The sequence below is a fragment of the Phocaeicola coprocola DSM 17136 genome (assembly GCF_000154845.1).
Taxonomy (GTDB): domain Bacteria; phylum Bacteroidota; class Bacteroidia; order Bacteroidales; family Bacteroidaceae; genus Phocaeicola; species Phocaeicola coprocola.
Genome location: NZ_DS981486.1, coordinates 1 through 19,444, shown reverse-complemented (window position 1 = coordinate 19,444; position 19,444 = coordinate 1). Strand labels below are relative to the sequence as shown.

General features: G+C 51.0%; 19 protein-coding genes and 1 pseudogene. 1 reads left to right on the top strand and 19 read right to left on the bottom strand.

Features of this window, described 5'->3' with window-relative positions; all coding sequences use genetic code 11:
* The 19 genes from traM to BACCOP_RS11515 form a co-directional block, all read right to left on the bottom strand.
* A complete protein-coding gene (gene traM, locus BACCOP_RS11605) occupies nt 1-1,152 on the bottom strand; it encodes a conjugative transposon protein TraM (protein WP_007569265.1) in 1,152 nt (383 codons plus the stop codon).
* A 72-nt stretch (nt 1,153-1,224) separates the two neighbouring features.
* Nucleotides 1,225-1,608 (bottom strand): hypothetical protein, encoded by a 384-nt coding sequence (locus BACCOP_RS11600; RefSeq protein WP_007569264.1) that lies wholly within the window; start codon nt 1,606-1,608, stop codon nt 1,225-1,227.
* 13 nt (nt 1,609-1,621) lie between these two features.
* Nucleotides 1,622-2,236 (bottom strand): conjugative transposon protein TraK, encoded by a 615-nt coding sequence (gene traK / locus BACCOP_RS11595; RefSeq protein ID WP_007569263.1) that lies wholly within the window; start codon nt 2,234-2,236, stop codon nt 1,622-1,624.
* Between the two features lie 27 nt (nt 2,237-2,263).
* Nucleotides 2,264-3,397 (bottom strand): hypothetical protein, encoded by a 1,134-nt coding sequence (locus BACCOP_RS11590; protein ID WP_007569262.1) that lies wholly within the window; start codon nt 3,395-3,397, stop codon nt 2,264-2,266.
* Nucleotides 3,398-3,410: 13 nt separating this feature from the next.
* On the bottom strand, nt 3,411-4,178 hold the full coding sequence (locus tag BACCOP_RS11585) for a DUF5045 domain-containing protein (protein WP_007569261.1): 768 nt from the start codon (nt 4,176-4,178) through the stop codon (nt 3,411-3,413).
* 75 nt (nt 4,179-4,253) lie between these two features.
* Nucleotides 4,254-5,012 (bottom strand): DNA-methyltransferase, encoded by a 759-nt coding sequence (locus tag BACCOP_RS11580; RefSeq protein ID WP_007569258.1) that lies wholly within the window; start codon nt 5,010-5,012, stop codon nt 4,254-4,256.
* Nucleotides 5,013-5,167: 155 nt separating this feature from the next.
* Nucleotides 5,168-5,890, bottom strand: a complete 723-nt coding sequence (locus tag BACCOP_RS11575) for a hypothetical protein (RefSeq protein WP_007569256.1) — start codon at nt 5,888-5,890, stop codon at nt 5,168-5,170.
* Nucleotides 5,887-8,442, bottom strand: coding sequence for a hypothetical protein (locus BACCOP_RS11570; RefSeq protein WP_032587840.1), 2,556 nt, complete (start codon nt 8,440-8,442; stop codon nt 5,887-5,889). The genes BACCOP_RS11575 and BACCOP_RS11570 overlap by 4 nt, the downstream gene beginning before the upstream one ends.
* A 33-nt stretch (nt 8,443-8,475) precedes the next feature.
* Nucleotides 8,476-8,886 (bottom strand): DNA-directed RNA polymerase subunit alpha C-terminal domain-containing protein, encoded by a 411-nt coding sequence (locus BACCOP_RS11565; protein ID WP_007569251.1) that lies wholly within the window; start codon nt 8,884-8,886, stop codon nt 8,476-8,478.
* A 24-nt stretch (nt 8,887-8,910) separates the two neighbouring features.
* The gene (locus BACCOP_RS11560) at nt 8,911-11,616 is read right to left on the bottom strand and encodes a TraG/VirB4 family ATPase (protein WP_080783882.1); all 2,706 of its coding nucleotides are present in this window, start codon (nt 11,614-11,616) and stop codon (nt 8,911-8,913) included.
* A gap of 106 nt (nt 11,617-11,722) precedes the next feature.
* Nucleotides 11,723-12,019 (bottom strand): DUF4133 domain-containing protein, encoded by a 297-nt coding sequence (locus BACCOP_RS11555; protein WP_007569249.1) that lies wholly within the window; start codon nt 12,017-12,019, stop codon nt 11,723-11,725.
* A 12-nt stretch (nt 12,020-12,031) separates the two neighbouring features.
* A complete protein-coding gene (locus tag BACCOP_RS11550; RefSeq protein WP_007569248.1) occupies nt 12,032-12,397 on the bottom strand; it encodes a DUF4134 domain-containing protein in 366 nt (121 codons plus the stop codon).
* A 74-nt stretch (nt 12,398-12,471) separates the two neighbouring features.
* Nucleotides 12,472-12,798: a DUF4134 domain-containing protein gene (locus tag BACCOP_RS11545; RefSeq protein ID WP_004289321.1), complete on the bottom strand. Its 327-nt coding sequence runs from the start codon at nt 12,796-12,798 to the stop codon at nt 12,472-12,474.
* Between the two features lies 1 nt (nt 12,799).
* On the bottom strand, nt 12,800-13,249 hold the full coding sequence (locus BACCOP_RS11540; protein ID WP_007569247.1) for a hypothetical protein: 450 nt from the start codon (nt 13,247-13,249) through the stop codon (nt 12,800-12,802).
* Nucleotides 13,250-13,490: 241 nt separating this feature from the next.
* On the bottom strand, nt 13,491-14,378 hold the full coding sequence (locus BACCOP_RS11535) for a toprim domain-containing protein (protein WP_007569241.1): 888 nt from the start codon (nt 14,376-14,378) through the stop codon (nt 13,491-13,493).
* 81 nt (nt 14,379-14,459) lie between these two features.
* Nucleotides 14,460-15,584 (bottom strand): AAA family ATPase, encoded by a 1,125-nt coding sequence (locus tag BACCOP_RS11530; protein WP_007569240.1) that lies wholly within the window; start codon nt 15,582-15,584, stop codon nt 14,460-14,462.
* A complete protein-coding gene (locus tag BACCOP_RS11525; protein WP_004294465.1) occupies nt 15,562-15,936 on the bottom strand; it encodes a helix-turn-helix domain-containing protein in 375 nt (124 codons plus the stop codon). The genes BACCOP_RS11530 and BACCOP_RS11525 overlap by 23 nt, the downstream gene beginning before the upstream one ends.
* 198 nt (nt 15,937-16,134) lie before the next feature.
* Nucleotides 16,135-16,779, bottom strand: a complete 645-nt coding sequence (locus BACCOP_RS11520; protein WP_044301893.1) for a hypothetical protein — start codon at nt 16,777-16,779, stop codon at nt 16,135-16,137.
* Nucleotides 16,780-17,036: 257 nt separating this feature from the next.
* Nucleotides 17,037-18,167 carry a site-specific integrase gene (locus BACCOP_RS11515; protein ID WP_007569236.1) on the bottom strand — a complete coding sequence of 377 codons (1,131 nt, stop codon included), beginning with the start codon at nt 18,165-18,167 and terminating at the stop codon, nt 17,037-17,039.
* A 770-nt stretch (nt 18,168-18,937) separates the two neighbouring features.
* Here BACCOP_RS11515 and BACCOP_RS11510 point away from each other — a divergent pair.
* Nucleotides 18,938-19,444: pseudogene (locus BACCOP_RS11510) on the top strand (hypothetical protein); the annotation flags it as partial.

Below are 19,444 nucleotides of genomic sequence, written 5' to 3'. Positions count from 1 at the left end.
TTAGTTCCTGTTTTCCCGTCCGTTCACCAGATACACAAACGTCCCGTATTTCAGCTTCACCTTGTTTTTCTTGATAGCCTTGCTGATGGCGTTACTCGTTTTCTGGTAGGCATTGTTCACCGCCTGCATACCCCATTGGGCGAGGCTGTTACCGTATCCGCTGGTATTCATGTTCATGCTGCCCGACATGGCACTGCTCGCCACATCCTTGCTTGTCTCGCGGAACTGGCTGATGGGTACGTAAAGTCCTTCCAGCCCGTCCGTATCGTAGATTGACAAGCTGACCTTGACCAGTTCGTCCTCCACCAATATGCTGTTGATGCTTCCTTTTACACGTCCGGAAGAGAAACCGCTGACTGTGGCATACAGGTAAGTACCACGCCTGACCACGCTCTCGTTGATTTCGATGTCGTCCAGCAGGCGCAGCCGCACACGCGAGCCGTCCACGGCCTTGATGTTCTCGTCGATGATCGCCTTGATGAGTTTCGGTTCCCGAGCGTCTTTCGCCAGTGTGTTGAAGTAGTCCGAAGCCGTCTTTACCTTCTTCACCACCTCGCTTGCCTTGTCCGTCTCCGCAGGAGCTTTGACCGAACGGCTTTCCTCGTCGATGGTTCCCTTGGCCTGCGTCATCGTGTCCGGCGGAGCCGCCGTTGCGGTGCTGTCCGTTTCGGACGGCATGACCTCCCGTTGTCCTCTCAACCTCGCTTCGGCGAGTGCTTTTTCCAGTTCTGCGAGAGCCTCCTGTTCCCGCCTCTTGGCATCGGCCGCTTCCGCTGCCAGATCATTTTCCTTTTCCTGCCGGTCAAGCAGGGCGATGTCCTCTTCGGTGTACTGCGATTCATATTCCTCTTGGTTATTGTCCGGTTCGTCCCGCTCGATGTTGTCCACAGCGGAATAATCTTGTATCTTGCCCCATGATTTGGCCATGTTCTCATACTTGCTGCCGATACCGTCGCCACCCTTGATTTGGGCGTCCGGCAATTCGGGATTCAGGAACTCGGTCGTCTGGAGTGTCTTATCCTGTACCTCGACCTTCTCGGTATGGAACAGGTCGAAAAAGAAGTACGACGTGCCGAGAAGGGGAATATAGAGGATAGCCGGAAGCATATACTTTGGCTGCCTGAAATTAATTCTCTTGAAGATATTGTTCATTGTTTCCCTTTAATTGAGTTGCACATACTTGCTTATAGTTCTCTCAAACGGCATATTCATAAGCCTGCCGTTCTATTCCGGCCTTTCCGTACCACTTTCCTTCGTATCGAATCTTCGTACATGCGGTACGGAAAGCATCTTATGCCGTTCCCGGAGCACGGAATCCTGCATCTCCGTGGCCGTCCGGCGGGTCGGATGATGGCGGTACACCACCGTCAGGCGGTAAATATTCCATGTCAGCCCGCAGATGGCGAAGCCAAATACGATGACGAGAAACAGCGTCCGGTGCATGTTGGCGAAGCCCTGCACCTTGGCCGCAGCCTTGTCGATGCGTGTTGCCTTGGCGAAACGCCGTCCGGCATCTATGTCACGCTCGTAGCGTTCCTTGTATTTCGGGTCGTTCCTGTCCGGCATTTTTTCACCGAACAGCATACGTCTGAATCCTTTGATATTCATAGGGCTGATGGTGTTAATAGTTGCTTTTCGTCTTTTGCTCGATGTCCTTGTTCAGCAGTGTGCGCCAGTTCACGATGAGCAGCCCGTGCGGGTTGTTCTCCGTCCGGGGTACACGCTTGAGCTGTCCCGCCGTAACCAGTTCGCGCATCAGGATATTGCTGCGCCGTTCGATACGCTGCCGTCCGTAGTAGGTAAACTCCATCTTCTCCTTGTTGAAGGCGATACTGTCGCAGAAAATCGAAAAGACGGCGCTCGTTCCCAAGATGTTCGAGTAGAAACCTTTTTCCTTGAGCGTGTTGTACTGTGCCAAGCCCGTTTCGTCCACTAAGTACATCGCTTTCTCCATCGTGTAGCGGATGTACTTGTCGTCAGGGGCAAGCGTGAAAAAGTAGTGGTGGAACATCTCTACATGGCTCTTGGCTTCCACGTCGAGCGTTTCCTCCATCGTCGTGCGGCGTACCAGTATGGGCACGTTGCCGTCCAGCACATACACCTTCTTTTGAGCGTCCGTAACCATCATGCGGGCCGTCCAGATACTCGACATGCTGATGATGACGCACCCCACGAGAAAGGCGGTGCAGATAATTCCGACCAGTTTGATTTTGTTCTCTAAATTCTTGATGACCATTTTGTTTGAATATTTATCGTTACTTTGTTATCTCATTACCGTACCCATTGCGCCCGTCGCCGTCATTTTGGCCTGCTGCGCCACGCCCTCACCGAAGTTTCGGGTCGAGAACGCCGTATCGCCCTCCGGTATCATCCATGCCGCAAGGTCGGGAACGAGGTTCAGGCATTTCAGGGCCACGATGCTTGCCGCCATCAGGTAGCCGGCGGAGAAGAAGCTGTTTTGCAGGTAAGCCGCCATCGTCTGCTCGCTCGCCGTGATTGCCGTCAGGTTCTCCACCTGTATGCACAGCACGATGTCGAACAGCAGCAGCACGTAGAAGCCCACGAAGTAGAGCATCGCCCCGTAGAAATGCACCGTCAGATACCTCGTGAGCCACTTCGCCCACGCACCTTCCCATTTGGGCAGGAGCGAGAACGCCCACTGTATAGGGCCGAAGATGGTGAGCATTCCCAAAAGAATTTGCTGACAATAGATGGTAACCCACCAACCGATTCTGAATACTACAAGGGCTATCAGCATGATGATTTTGTCAATCCCCACGATTACCCCCGAAGTCAGCGAGGTGAACCACAGCTTCGCCGCATCCTTCTCCATGTTCGTTACCTCGTCCACACCTGTCTGTTCCATCGTTGCCTCGATAAGGTTTGGGTCCGACGTACCCGTATGGGCGACATCGGCCTGTGCCTGCAGGGCAGTGTACATCGTGTCGCGCACGTAAATCAACTCCTGCACTTCCTCGAACTTGTCCGAGATTTGCGAGGCTTCGGCCTCGTACAGGTCATGTGTGTACGAACCGACGCAGTTCGGGATATAGGAGAGGAAATCTAAAAAGCACCAGTTGCTCCCGCTGTTTGCCATGCCCGTGTCTGCCGGAGGATACCACCAGCAGAGGATAAGCGACACGGCCAGCGGTCTGAAGAGCTTCATCACGTCCAAAGGCTCGTGCTTGACCATCATTTTGTACGCCATGCCTGCCGCCATGATGATGGCGAATAGGGCGGCCAGTGCCATGCACATTTGAAGAATCCACCAGAAGGGACCTTGCGAGCCGGTAAAGGTCGCATCGGTCAGAAACTCGTTGGTCTGAAAAATCACGTCGTCGATTTCCTCTTCCAAGAGGTCGATACCGAAATCCGAAAGAATATTTCCGTCTGCCATACGTTGTGTGTTTTTAGTTCTTTCTGTTTACCGTCTCGTCTCCGTCTCCCGTATCAGTTTCGCCGCCCGATTGCGCCCCTCGCACGGCGGAACGCGATTCGTTCCACCGGCCCATCGCCTCGCGGACGATACCGCCCTTGTCCAGTCTCCGGTCGGCGGTTGCATTCAGCAGCCCGTTCGCAACCGTGGCGTTCTGTCTTCGGGCAAGGTAGCCGACCAGAATCTCGTTCTGCCGTACCACGTCCTCGTAGATTCGCAGGTACTCTTTCTTCCGTTGTGCGTTGGGCATGTAGGCGTCCTTCGTAGCGTCAATGGCGCACTGGTAGACGTGGTAGTATTCCGTCCACCGCTCCCTGTCGTCCGTTGTGCCCCCGGCAAGGGGGATGCGGTCGATGTTGCGCTGAAGCCGTTCCATTTGAGCGTTTATCTTATCGCCCTCGGCCAGCCACGCGAGGTCAATCTGCCGGTCGGCTACATTCAGTGCCTCGATTTCGGCCCGCTTGACCAGTGCCGAGTCGATGGCTTCCGCCTCGTCTGTCTGGTTGTACAGGTTCACACCCGCCAGCGTGCGGAACGACAGTTTGTTCTTGCTTGCCGCCGACTTCTTGTACTTGTTGTGCAGCAGCGTGTAATAAAGTTCGGGCGACAGAGCGCCCGTACCGGTTTCCATAACCGTAATCTGGTTCTGTTTCGGCGAGTCATGGTTGTAAGTAACCGACTGCGCCTTGACACCGCTCGTTGCAACTGCTGCAACCGCCATGAGTAAGAGAGTTCTGTTCATATTAATTTCCGGTTATTCATTATTTTACAGTTATTTATATCGTATAGTCATACTTTTTTTGAGCTTCCTTTACTGTCATAAATATTGGTATTCATTCCTGACTCGTTTCTCTCCTTGCGAGAAATATGTCTCGTCTTTTTCAATGCAAATACATTTTCTATTCGTATAGATACAGGCAATTGCGGTGCTCATGCTCCCCGAAGCAAAATCAAGGACAGTATCTCCTTCCTTTGTGTATGTTTTTATCAGATACTCCAATAATGCAATCGGCTTTTGGTTGACATGAATCGTTTTGCCTTCCGATTCCGCTGTTTTGAAGTATATCACACTTCGTGGATATCTTGTCCCTTTGTTTTCATGCCTGAATGTAGGATTGGGTACATTGTTTATCCCTGTCCAATTGCTTCCTCTCTTCGTGCGGTTCCCGTAAGGCTCGCCTTCCTCCATGATTGGATAATAAGGGGTTCTGCCTTTGCCAAAGACACTTATTAGCTCATGTGCTTTTAGAGGTTGTTTTTTAGCGAGAAGAAAATTGCTTGCTTTTGACTTTTCCCAAACCCAGTCATATTTAAATTCATCTAAATTGCCGCAGCGTAGAAAGCTGCTGAACGGTTCGCTGCCAAATAAGACCGTAGGTGCATTTTCTTTCCTGACTCTCCTGATCTCTTTCCACATTTCCGGGAATGGTATTATTTTATCCCACTGTGAAGCTGTAATTCCAAAAGGGGGATCGCATAAAACCAAATCAATGCTTGATTCCGGAAGAAAAGGCATCACTTCAAGACAATCGGCCTTATATAACGTAATGTCTTTTGCAAAAACAATCTTTTCCATTGCATCAATCTGAATGTCTTTTTATCCCTTGGTATAATCCCAATAGGCTTGTTTGTACTAAAAATTCTTTCTCTGTTTTTATTTCCCGATGTCGATGGCATGGAAGTCAAACTCTAACCTGTAGATAGTTTGCCTTCTTTCCCTTTTATCGTTCGTTAATAATCCAGCCGTCCCGCTTTGCGCCATCGTCCGAAAGCCCCGTCGATAATCTCCTTGACCTTGGGACGGTAAATCTTCGCTTTCCAGTAACCGATGCGCACCTGTATGTACCGCCACGTCTCGATATACGCCCGGTTCAGGTGCCGCTCGATGTCGTCCAGCGACGTGTTCACCGCTTCCAGCACCATCAGCAGGTCGGAGGTCGAACATTCTGCCGCCCCTGTGGCATACAGCACGAGGTCACTGACCGATTTGTAAAGCTGTTTCCCGTCATCGGCGATGTCCCGTATTGCCTTTTCGTTGATGGCCAGTATCACGGCATCGCCGGGGTCGATGCGCCCCCGTTTCACGATTCTATCGTTGAAGTCCTCCAGCAGTCTCTTGTAATCGCCGATACGGTCGCTGACCGCCGTATAGGTGCTTTTCACGTTCAGCACCGTCCGCAAGGACTGGTACATCACGTCGATGACGTCGAAGGCACGGGTGTAGCGGTCCAAGTCCACATTCAGTTCCTTGTACTCGCCGACCTCTTTGCGGCTGTACTCGTGCAGCAGCTTGTTGCTGTATTCCAGCGTACTGCGGGCCAGCAGCAGGCTGCGTTGCTTCTTGTGGTCGTTGATGTAGGCTTCTACCGACACGATGTCGAACGTCCATTGCGCCTTGGCAATGCCGGGCAGGAGAGCCAGCAGCACGACTGCCATCAGCAGGGCACGTTTCATGGCCGCACCTCCTTTCCGCTGCCTTTGCCGTTCCTGCCGTTTCCGCTCCGCAGGTTCCGCGCATTCTCCACCCAGCGTTCGTGGCATTCCTCCACGAGCGTCAGCCTGCGTCCCTCGTCCATATCCAATTCGGGCAGCACGTCCTTCAGCACGTCGATGATGCTCCGTTTGTAGTGCATCATCTTCTCCAGTGACACGAGGTCGGCATATATCATCGTAATCCGGGAATCCACTTCCCGTGCGATTTCGAGCCGGTCGCTTGACCACAGCAGATGGTACACCTCCCCGGTCGGAGTCTCTTCCAATGGTGGGGTACGGGCATATTCCGTCGTGATCTTGCACGAAGGATGCTCTCGTGCAATCTCCGCAATACGGTCGTTCACCAGTTTCGTTTTCTCCGCGTCCGACAGGTTAGGGTCGAGCGTCAGCACGTCGGCCACATACGTGTCGGTGTATTCCGTGGTCAGTTCCCAACTGATCTGCACGATGGCACGGTGTATCTTGATACCGAGGAAATATTTCGGTTTGCGGGCTATCGAGACCGTCGCCTTGAACGTGATGACCCCGTTGATGTTCGGCATGGTCGCCTTACGGACATAGGTGTAGCCGTTCCACGCCCCGCCGTCCTGCCACGACAGGCTGTAAGCCGTCTTGCAGTCCTGCATGATGGCCGGTATGCGGTAATAGTCGTCTGTTGCCACATCGTTATCGCCCGCCGCCTCGGTTTTCGCGTCGGTGTATTCCCGTTGTTTCTTCTGCCATTCGGACAGCTCGCTTTTCAGGCGGTCTATCTGTGTCTTGTTCGCGTTGTACTGCTGCCGGTACACCGCCGCATCTTCCACGCTTGCCTCGGCGATTTTTTTCAGCAGGTCGGCATTCTCGCTCTCCAACGCGTTGATTTGCGACTGGATGGCGGCTACCTGATTCTCTGCCTCCTGCAGCATGGCGTCCAGCTCGGACAAGTCCAGTTCGTTCTCCGTAACCGTGGTCTGCATGGCACACTCCTTTGAATGGGCGTTCAGGGATTTGCCGCACGTTCGGCACTTGTACTGCGTCGTGCCCTGACCGAGCGTAGCCCCGTCCGAACAGGTTACACTGATGGTCACGCTCTCGCAGCCTTGCAATTTCGCGGCGTCCGTCGCCTGATAATAGTTCCGCGCGTCAGAAGCTATATAATAGGTATAACCTTCCTCGTTGTCGTTGAACTCCGAGAGTCGGGCGTTAAGCCCGGCTTTGAACGTGTTCAGGTCCATCGAGTAGGAATCGAACACCTCTTCATAGACGACCTCTTCCCGGTTCCAGCTTTTCTTCACATGGATTTCGTAGGCGTATGCCTTCTTCGTCTGTTTGCCGCCCCGGCTGATGATATAGCCGTTCTGCCAGTAGTTGATACTATAGGTATAGCCGTCATTCTGGTTGTTGAGCTGCTGTACCCGGCTTCTCGACCAACCGGCGTACCGTTCCGAATTGGCGAGCGCCTGCTCCCGTTGCGAGGCATTGGGATAAAAGTCGGGATCGGTTGTCTCGAAACGCGTCCATTCGCCGCCGTTCAGTATGCTGTTATCGTCCGTCGGCGGGTAGTAGTCGCACAAGGCGATACTCCCTTGCTCACGCCGGGCGATATACCACCGTTGCGTGTAGTAGTTTCCCGCCGTCTCGTCCAGATAGTCCGTCATCCAGGAGGTAAGGTCGTAGTTGCTGAAATCGAACAGTCCCGCCACGTTGTCCTCACCGCCCACCATGTCAATCAGCAGGCCGCCGAGGTCATGCTCCGCCTGCTCGAAGAGCGCACCGTAATGGTCATACAGGTCGATGACCTTGCTGACCCTGCCGCCCATCAGCTCATGGAACGAACTGGTTTGCAACAGGGCGTCACCAATGTTCCCGATACCTGCCGAGGCGAGACCGACACCCATGTTGTAGAGGTTGTCGATGTCGTGTTGCAGGTTCTCCTTGGTGAAATTGCCCGGCACGCTGGCGATGTCGTCCAGCATGTGCTGCCAGTCGATGTCGCCTATCTCCGAGAGTTTCAACAGAGGGGCGATGTTCCGGTTGATTTCCAGAAACACGATGTCCGAAAAGCCCAACGTGCTGTTCGTCACTACACTCTCGAACTGCATACACAGGCTTTTCGTTTCGTCGCAGATTTTCATCAGGTAGCTGCCCCAGTAGATAGCCGTTTGCGGTGAGCGGAGCATCAGTTTCGCCACCACCCATATCTTGGGTATGATCTTCTCCGAGACCATGCGGTAAATGCGGCGGTAGTAGTAGTTCTCCGTACTGCTGTTCCAGATACCGAGGTCGGAAAAGGCTTTATGCTCCAAGAACTTGGAGGCAAAAATCCCCGCCGTGGCCACTTCCGCCGCATTGTAGTGCTTGAGTATGTCATCGACCTGCTCCCGGTAATAGCTTTCCGCCACGGCTTCCGTACCGAAAGCGGTAGCCATTGCCGCCACGGTACGCGCATCGTAGTTCACGCTGTAATACTGCGCGTGGATGTGCTGTACGACAACGAGCGACAGGAGCATAAGGATAAGTGACAGCCGTTTCATCATGGATTCCTCCCCGGTTAAAAACAGCCCCCGTCAACGGCGCGTCATGCCTCTTAGTGCACGTATCAGTTCGTCGGCCTCATATACGGCGGAATTTGCCACCAGACGGTGGTGTATGAATACCTCCTTGGCTATCTCGTACCTGCGTTGTTCCCACTTCGCCTCTTCTTCCTCGTCCTGCACGGAATTTCCGATACCGGCGTATTCGTCCAGTTCCTTACCGGGCATTCCCAACCGGAGATTGTACCTTTCCAGAACATCCTCTATTTCCTCGATGCTTTTTCTTCCCATGTCGCGTACCCTTACCAAGTCCTTTCCGGGCCATTGGCACAAATCCCGGATGGTTTTGATGTCGAACTCACGGAATATCCGTTGGATACGGGCTTCATATTTGCTCCCGAACTCAAGTGTCTTCACACTTTGGCTGATGTCTATCTTTTCCATTTTCTGTAATTGATGATTTGATTGTTATTGTTTTACATGAAGGTTCAATATCCGCCCGGCCTCGTTGACCTTTTGGGCGAACGGCAGGGATTTTCCGATACCGCTGGCGTTCCAATCCCGACAGTACGCCTCGATAGCTTCCTGATGGCTGCACCGCAATTCCCGCTTGTAGAGTTTCAGGGCTTCTTTCTCCGCCCGCTCGGTGGTGTAGGTCATGTAACACTCTCTTGGTTCTTCCACGCCGTACACGCCGCTGGTCGTCCCCCGGCGGATGAACACCTCTCGGAAGAAGCTGCGCCCTTCCTTGTTTTCCAGCCGGTTGATGGTGAATATCTTTTTGCAGTCCACGTCGGTAAGTCCGAGAATAGCCTTGATTTCATCGAACCGCTCGCGGAACTTGCTCTGGTCAAGCAGCATCACCACGTCGGAGTTGTTGATGATGGCTTCCTTGACGATAGGGCTGCCGATGATGTCCTGTATCTCCTGCGTCACCACGCCGACCGAGGCCCAGAACTTACGGGCCGTCTTGTACATAAACTTGATGTATTCGGCCATGAGCGGGCTGGCAATGGCCTTCCACGCTTCCTCTATGACCAGGACTTTGCGGTTCTTCTTGATACGCATCTTCTGTAAGAATACATCCATGATAATCAGTGTGACAAGAGGGAACAGGAGAGGATCATCCTTTATACTGTCAATTTCGAAGACGATGAACGTCTCATCGAACAATGAACTGTCCATGTTCTCGTTCAGCGTCTTTTCATGATTGCCGCCCCGATAGAAGTCCTTCATCATGTAACGGTACGTCGATATGTCGATGCCCGAAATATGGTTTTCGGCACAGATGTCGGGGATGCGCTGCACGGAAAATTCATAGAACGAGTTGAACGACAGCTCTTCCACTTTCAACTCCTTACGGCGGCGTTCCATCTCGTCGATCATGCGCTCGATACGCCCGGTCCGCTCTCCTTCGTCCTCGTCCTGCTTCTCGGCATGGTTACGGTCGTCGATGAGCAGCCCCTTACGCAAATCCTCCCGTTGCAGGGGTGTGAAGCCGTCGAACCCATTGAAATAAGTGTCGTAATACTCCGTGATGACCTGTTCTATCAGGCGGTCCTCTGTCTTTGTGACCGTACCCTGCGAGCCTTTCCAGATGAGCAGCACGAGGTTTTTCAGGAAGCCCGTCTTCTCCACATTCATTTCCGCCCGATTGATGCGGAATGGGTTCATCGTAATCGGTCTTTCCTCGGTATAGGAAATGTACTTGCCGCCGAGGTATTCGCAAAGTCCCTCGTAGCTGTTACCCGTATCGACCATCACCACGTCCGTTCCTTGCTCGTACAACTGGCGCACGACAGAGTTCATGTGGAAGCTCTTGCCGCTGCCCGAAGGACCGAGACAGAAAAAGTTCGAGTTGTCCGTCAGCTTGTTTTTCCCCTCCTTTCCCGTGATGTCGATAGCCACCGGCACGCCTTGGCGGTCTGTGTAGTAGATTTTCAGCGGTGTCTCCTCGCTGTGCTGTATGTGCTCCTTATACATCAGACACATCGCCGCGTCACCCAGCGTCAGGAAGCGGTCATAGTCCTCGTTCATGCCGTAACAGTTACCCGGAAACGAGTTCACGAACAGTTCCAGTTGGTTGTACGCCCTTTTGGAAATATGGATACCCATACGTCCGAAAGCATTCTCCAAGTGGTTCGTGCATTTTTGCAGGTCCGTATCGGCCGGTACGGCGACGATCAGGTTGAAATGGGTGTACACGAGCTGCTTGCTTTCCCGCGCGATGACCTCCTGCACCCGCTTGATGTCCTCCACGGCCATCTGGTTGCTCGGATTGGGAATACTGGCGTGCCGGTTCTTCTTTTTGTCCAGCAGGGCCAGTTCCCTTTTCTGGTTGGGCAGGAAGACAATCTGGTTATAGACGACCGTCTCCGCATTCGGAATGTTGTCGATGGCAGCCAGCAGGTCCACGGGCATATCCGTGTTATTGACCTCTATATTGGTGTAAGGCCGTATCAGTGAGGGCAGTGCGGCACAGTCCACATCGACAAGGCTATATACCTTGCAGCGTTTGTCGCCCATCGAGACCGTTTCGTCGTCCGCCTTGAAGTTGGTCATCGACACGATCCGCTCCTTGAAGTTCATGGCGAAATAGCGGTCCACGTATTCGCTCGCTTCGGCTTTGTTCAGGAACCTGGCCTGTACCCCGGCATCGTGCAGCTGGTCATGCACTTTGCGTATCTTGACCAGAAAGTCGCGCCACTTCTTGTTGTCGAACGAGAACAGGCGGCTCTTCTTCGCCTCCTGCGTGATGGTCAGGTAACACACGCTGTCCGTATAGTTACGCCCCTTGAAGTAACGGAAGTAGGCCGATGAGAGGAACTCGTGTTTGTCCCCCGTCTCGTTCTCGAACTGTTTCCGGATGAAGATGTCCTGTTTGTGCAGGGCATATCCTTCGCCGAGCGTCTGCGCGAGGGCGGTGAAAAGGTGCGTGAACTCGTAGTAGCTGTCGATGTTCGCACAGTATTTCTGCACGGGATTCTCTATTTTCAGGATGGCTGAATATTCGCCCGTCTTGGTGTACAGCACGCCCACGCCGTTCGTATCTTCCACAGAAAAATAGATGTCCTGAAAGATACGCTTACGCTTGCCTCCGGTACCGAACGCATAGACCGACAGGGCCATGCCGGCACACAAGGCGATAAAAAGTAGAATGATGTACAAGGTCATTTCAAAATACAATAAAAAAGGCCGGTCCACCCGGATTTCAGGCGGCCGGCCCGCGTTCAACATTCAACAAGACCACACGTTGCCCGTGATGGTTTTTCTTTTCTTCTCACAGTTTCTTCGAGTGGGCGTAGATATACACTCCGCGACCGTCTTTCTTGGTATGCAGCCCTTTCCGCTGTTTGAGCATGATAAGCGCAATACCCGTCGAGACGACCGCAACCAGCACGACCAGTCCGGCCACGAAACCCACGAGGCAGTAGGCGATGATAAATCCGACGATGGCTCCGCCGGCAACGCCCGCCGCCCAGTAGATGTAGCGTCCCTGAATACCCATGAACTCCAAAGGCCGTTGCAGGCCCTTGAACAGCGGGTAGTCGGGATAGCGTTCGTCCTTGCCTTTCATCGTGCGGGAGGGTTATGCGCCGATACCGAAGAACATCGGAAGTGCTTGTGCGGCAGCGATTAAGAAAATACATGCGCCAACGATCATCATAATCTTTTTCTTCACGTCCTGTTCCTCGTTGTTCATGGCGATGTACACCGAGATAGCGCCTACGATAGCCACTACACCGGCAATGGCGTAACACAGTTTGACCATGACGGGGACGTACTTGGCGATTTCCTCCGTCACGGTCGCCAGTGCGGTCGTACCGGCGGAGTAATCGCCTGCGGAGTTTTGGGCCATGACGGCCGTCGTGCCACACAGCAACATCAGTGTGAGCATCTGTACCTTTTTAGCAGAAAACATTCTTTTCATTTGTCTTTTTGTTTTTTGAAACATGATTATTTATTTTAGGGTAAGTATTGCAGTTCTTTCGAATCGTTATGGCGGCACCTCATTCCTGCATCCCGTTTCTATATGCGATAGCCGAAAAAGGCAGGAAAGACAAGGAAGGCACCGATCAGGAACAGGCACGCGCCCACAAGCGTTACGACGGACTTGGTAATACCGTCCTCGCCCGTGTTCATCTTTACGTAAATCTGGAATCCGGACACAATCACACAAATCCCGGCGATGGCACAACAGAGAGCTTGGACGTAGAACATCATCGTTACCACGTAGTCGTGCATCGTCGCCAGCGCATCCGCCCCCCAACTGTAATTCACGCTGCCACTTTTCGCCAGAGCCGAACAGGGGATGATGGAACAAAGCGCACATAGTATCTTCTTCGTTTTCGACATCTTACAGCTTATCTTTGACCGGTCTCCATTTCAGGCTGGGACGGTTGTCCAAGCGTCCTTTGGAAATCATTGCCTTATACATCTCTTCGTCGGTAAAGCCGTCGGACAGGTAGGGTGCGACCTTTTCCATCTGTGCCTCTGCCTTGGCTTTCAGCCGTTCGAGCCGATCCTTGGCTGTTCCATCTTTTTTCCCGGTGTCGCCGTTTTGGGCGGCAGGCGAAGCGGCAGGTACAGTCTCCGTGCCGTATGTTTCATTTCCGATTTTGAACCCGGTCTCGTTCTCCGAAACCTCGACACTCTCTTCCGTGGAATCCATCGGACCGAGGTCGAAAACTTCCTCGTCAGTCTTCTCCGTTCCCTTCTTTCCATACAGGTCACGGATGATATTGACCGCGAAATAGACGATGTACAGCACCGTCAGTACAAGGGCGAATATAAAGTATGAACCCATCTGTTTTTAAGTATGAAATTAAACTTTAATTGAACTTTGAAAGTACGGTTGCAAAGAAAAATATTATATTTGATGTAACAAAAACTCTTTATATCAAACAGTATTTTATTACATAGAAATAAGTTTGAAACACTAAAATTGAACTTTAATTTCATACTTTGAGGTATCGAAGCAGAAAAATCGGGCATAAAAAAAGCCCTCCGGGAGGAGAGCTTTCAAGGGAAAGGGTAACGATGATGCCTTACCGTTTCTTTCCGCGTAGGTAATCGTTCAGGTCCTTGTATTCGCGATAACGGGGTGCTTCGTTGCGTACACGCCCGCCATACATGCCGGCGATGGTCTCTTCCGTTTTCTGCCCTGCGAGATCATTGTCGAGATAACAGTGGATTTCCTCGTACACCTGCAAGTGTTCCAATGCTTTTTTCAGGTTGTTCACCGAGTTCATCACGAGGTAATCACAAGGTGCGTCGATGCAGACCGTATCATCACCCGCCTGTTTCAGCGTCAGGTAAGAGAGAAAATCCATGAAGCCCTCGAACACGCAAACACGGTTCTGTGTTTCACCATGAGATTGCCTGATGACAGAGATGTCCTTACACCGGATACAGCCCTTATAATAAGGATTGCGCACCTCGTACCCGCCCGCCGCGTTGCCGAAGGCAAGAGCGAAGTAGCGCCGTTTACGTAATTCATAATGGACCTCCCGGCAGAACATGCGGCCGATGTCCCCGTCGATTCCACGGGAATGAAGGTACGAGAGTAGCGCATGGTGCTGCAACGGCACGACGAGCACGTCCTTCATGTCAGCTTCGACGGGACGGGGTGTTGTCCCCGGAATCCGCACTCTTTGTATCGGGGCAGCATTTTCATGTCTCCCGATACAGGCAAGCACTTCGCTCACGCTGTTCGTCCGGTACAGGTATTTGCCCAGTTCCACAAGGTCGCCGCCCGTCGCTGCGCCAAAGTCATACCATTCGTTGAGCCGGTCGTTGACCTTGAACGACGGAGTGCGTTCATCGCGCAGCGGTGACAGATACCAGTATTGTTTTGATATCACACTCTGGGGATGGTAGCCGAGACTGGCGAGATAGTCCACGATACGCAGTTGTTTTGCTTCCGCTATGGTCATGTCATTTTCTTTTCACTTGTTTTCAAAAAACAGTTTACTTTGGTTTTTCTCCTATATATACCCGGACCAAAGTAAACTAAATTATTTTTCACCTTCCGCTTCCTCGCATTCTTCGTCGAAAAGCAGGGCTTCGGTCGGGGTCACATCGTAATAAAAGAGCTTGTCCCGTTTGACGATCAGCTTCAGGTTTTCCGTCAGGTATTGCAGCAGTTTTATCATGACGCTGCGTCCCCGTTTGAACCCGATAGCCTCATAGGAAGCCATGAGGGCCTGCAGCACGTTCTCGAAACCTTTGATGGGCCTGTCCCCGAAAGCGGCGGAAAGTGCCTCCCGGTGCTGTTCGATGGACAAATCCATGAAGCTGCTCCGGGCTTTCGGTCTTACACTGCCGTCAAACGAATAGTTATCCACCATGACCGGCAACCCTTCGTCATCAACGGAAAAGGCGAACGGTTTGAACTCCTTCTCGCGGATATGCAGCGCATGAACTTCACTGATAACGGGATTCTCCGCACTTTTGGTGATGACCAGCACCGTTTCCGCCTTATTGCTCATTTCCGTACCGATATGCCCGCGCACATTGTTGTCGCCCTTGTTCAGGTGTAGCACACAATGGATGTGCAGGTCGTATTTCGACGACCACTCCATCATCTTGTTGATGACCTCCACCGATTCGCTGGTGCTGTTGATGTCGAGCATCAGGTCGCGGATGCCGTCTATGATGACCAGCCCATACCCCTTGTTCTGACGCAGGGCATAGTCGATAACCCCGATACGGACGGCAGGAGTGTATTCCCGCAGGCAAATGAAATCGAGATTCTCGTTGTCCGTCGTGGTGGGCAGCCCCGCCAGGCGGAGAATGCGTTCCAACACGTTGTGGCAATGGAAACGGCTCTGTTCAGTGTCCACGTACAGAATCCTGCGTTTGCCTTCGGGCAGGTGCGCCCGATAGTTCAAGACCTGCCGGCCCGCCAGCGACGCGGCGACGATGGCCGAGACGTTGAACGTCTTTTTCGCCTTCGCCTTACCCGTCGAAGCGCTGAAATTACCGAGCGTCGCTATGGTGGAGTTGTCAATCCATATAATCTGGGGCGGAGTCTCGTAGGTGTCCGTGGCCTTTATTTGCGATGCCGTGAGGATATCCGACAGGCGGTTCTCGTCCAGCTCCGCCCACGAGTTACGGTCAGTTCTTTTTTCGTTTTCCATAGCGCTTCTGGTTAAAGAACGGTTGGGTTGCGGACACTTCCGTCGCCATACGCATGGCATCGTCCACCGTAGGTTCGTAGTTTTGCAAGAGCCACGCGTCCAGCTCTTCCTTCGCAAAGTAGAGCATCTTGCCGCGAGGCTTGTAGTGCGGGATTTCCTTGTTCGATGTGAGTTTGTACAACATACTTTCGGACACGCCGATATACATGCACGCCTCTTGAAAAGTGAAGACCTTCTTGGTCGTGTAAATGGTATTTTCCAGCAAAGCCACACGCTCCAACAGACCTTCCACCGGTTCCAACTTCTTGAGAACCGCTTCTATGGCGGTCAGCCGTTCGCTCAACCGCTCCATGAATGTTGTTCTGTTTTGCATAAAATACATGTTAAAATTAGACAATGGAGAGTTACCTCCGTTATGCAGCGCGCTAACGGAGGTCAAAGTTATGTGATGTGAACCGGACAGCCGGAAATACCGGCGTGATACTATGCACGTATCACGGCAATTGTCACTGTTTTATCTTTCACATACTTGGCTTTTTGGCACTTCGTGTTATATTTTCAGTCGGCTGACGGCTTTTCGTATGCCGAGGTTTGCCGATGTAATGTTGTTCCTCGCCGCAGACAGGGCGGACGAGAGGCTTGAAGCGGTAACGTATCTTGTGCCGTCTTTGGACAACAGGAACCGCCCCTTGTCGAGAACCGACTGCCAGTGAGGCAGGATGAAGGTGTTTTCGAGCAACGCGTCGAACAGGACCGCCACATGGCGGATATTGTTCACACGTATGCAGAAGCCCTTCTTGCAGGCAAAAAGCGCTTCCATGTCCTCGATGCGGAGTGTGGAAACGCAAAACAGATGATAAGCGTTGGCGCAAGCCACAATACCTGTCATCTGTTCACGGGAAAAATTACAACCGAAGGAGAGAGGTGGATCGTTTCTGGAATCTTCTATACGTGAAGAGCCGAACCATACTCCGGCAATGTCGTACTTTCGTTTCAAGGCCATGCACTCCTCGAAAGAAAATGTTTCTGCGGTAAAGAGGCTTTTGACGAGACTTGTGCAATCGATCAACAGCCCTCTGATGATATGGATGTTCATTTCATGGCAATTCCTGCAAACCGCACTGTTGCAGTCGATGTACCGGTGACTGTTTATAAAGTCATCCACATAGCGGCCATACCGTTTGCCGCCTGCCATGACGTCTTGAAGATAAAGCTCCCTCGCTTCGGAGAGCAATTCGTAAAATTCTTCCGCTACATCCTGTTCCGTAGCGAAGTGGTGCAGATGTGGTCTCCCTTCAAAAAAAGAGAGGACCTGTTGTTTTGTCCTTTCATGTCGAATTGTTTTTATGGGTTTATACTTATTATAATAGTGGCATTACTTCGACTATTTGAAAAGTCGGAGAAAAGCCGGAAATATTTACCTGTAAATTGAATTTGACATGTATAACTACATCAGTCGAATAGCCCGTTGACCAAATTGACTGCTTCGTCTTTTTTCTGGTTGATGATTTTGGCGTACACCTGTGTCATTCTCACGGAGGTATGACCAAGCAGCTTCGATACGGTATAGAGATCCGCACCGAGCGTCAGCATCATGGTCGCGAATGTGTGCCGGGCCGTGTGAAAAGTAAAACGCTTGGTGATTCCGGCCGCTTCGGCCCACGGCTTGAGATACTGGTTGATGTTTGAAGGCAAGCTGAACACATGGTCATCCGCCGCCTTGTCCTCACGCTCCGGCATCCACTTCAACGCCTCGTTGGAGAGTGGCAGGTAAATCGGTTCTTTGGTCTTCTGCATAGCCACCGCCAGACGGTATTGGCCGTTATCGACAAAGACATTCTTCCATTTCAGGCCGACAATATCGCTGATACGCAGTCCGCAGAAGCAGGAAAACAGATAGGCGTTTTTAACCCTCCCATCCTGTACCGGAGTGGCAATCAACGCCCGTACCTCTTCGATGGTCATATAGGACCGCACGCTCTCCGGCATTTTGGGCTTCTCCGATTTTTCCATTTCATTAAACGGATTTCTCAACAACCGTTTAGCCCGGACGGCAGCGTTCAGGGCACCGTTGAATATCTGATAATAGGTATTGCGTGTAGATGCTGCTATCGGCTTTCCTTTAGGGCGGAAGGTCGTCAGCATGTAGTCGATATAGCCTTGGCAAAAAGCGAGGTCAACCCGATCCAACAAAAACCTTTCCCCTGCATATTCTTTCAGGATATGGGTAACGGCCTTGATTTGACCGATGCCTTTCTTGTCGCGTTTCTCTTGGTACTCCAAATAGGTTTGCATCCAGTCCAGCAGATAAACCTTATCTGTATGGTTCACGATACCGGCTTCGCCGCTGGTCAGTTCGATAATGCGTTTCGACTTGATGGCATTCGCAGCGGCCATTGTTATTTCATTCTGCCGACGGGTATTGTTGTCCGTTCCCGGGATAAGATACAGCTTCAGGTACTCATATGTCCGCTTGCCATTGCGGTATATATCCAGATACAGACTTTTGCTGCCATCGGACAAATCCTTCATCCGAAGACGGATGGGCTCTTTTACTTTTTTAGGCTTCTTTATTCGTGGCATAATCGTATTCTTTCATTCGTTCTTTTTCGTATGCAAATGTACGAATTAAAACCGAAATCAAGAAACAAACAAGGAACAAAAATGTACCCAAAAAGAACTAATTAACAGAAAATAGCGAAAACAACTGAAAGAAACGATTTCTTTATAAATGTCTGATATAAAGCCTATTTACTTGTACTTATTTGGATTTTATTTTCATCTTTAATATGTCTGTTTGTTTATTGTGAATAAATAAATGTGCCTTCTATGAAAAGAGGATGGGTTTAGTGATGAAATAAACGTTTTGTCCCAATTTTTCTACTTTTTATGCGAAAAAATAGTTGAAAAATGTTTGATTGAAGAAAAATGTTACTATATTTGCCGACAACAAAACAATAATACATGAACAAATACTCTCTTCATATCACAATGATGGTCGGAATGGGGCGCACTGCAACATTCACATCTGTAACCGGGATGACCCCTCGGGGGTGAGAGATTGTATTTAGGTGTTTCTACGTGTTACACGCCTGTGGACTCAGGCATTTCGTTTTATTTTAATCAATCAATACTTCGGTAAATTTTTACCGATAAATTAAAATTAAACATAGAATCGGCATAATCCGGTTCAAAAATATATTCAAGAGATCATTGAAATACTGTCAAGAATGAATCGTCAAGGAGTAAGAAAAGGGATGAAAAAGATATGCTAAACAGCTGAAAACCAACAGAAAAGTATTGCATAATTTGTTGATTATTAGTAAATTAGAAGTATTCCACCACTTTTAATTATGACTAAAGAATCACTCCTTATGCAATACCAATCCGAGTGCAGAAACGCTCTCGAATCAGTTGTAAATATAAGCAAATCTTTTCAGAAAGTATTCATGGATGCAATGAAATTGTTCATGGCTATACCTAACCGCGTCAATTTCCTTCAAATGGGACGATATGGATGTTTCTCGGAACAGACATACCGGAACAATTTTGAGAATGATGACTTTGACTGGTTTTCCTTCAATGAAGCCATCATCAGGGAACACCTTAAAGGTGGTCGCAAGGCGATAGCCGTTGATCCGTCTTTCATTCCAAAATCAGGCAGCAAAACGCCGTGGATTGGCTATTTCTGGTCCGGTTGTGCCGGTGAATACAAACGTGGACTGGAAATAACCGGTATTGGAGTTATAGACGTTGACAACCATGAATGTATGACTTTGGGCTCTGTACAGACACCTGATAACGCAACGTTGGAAAGCTACGGGAAGAATCTTGTAGACTGGTACAGTTCTTACCTTATC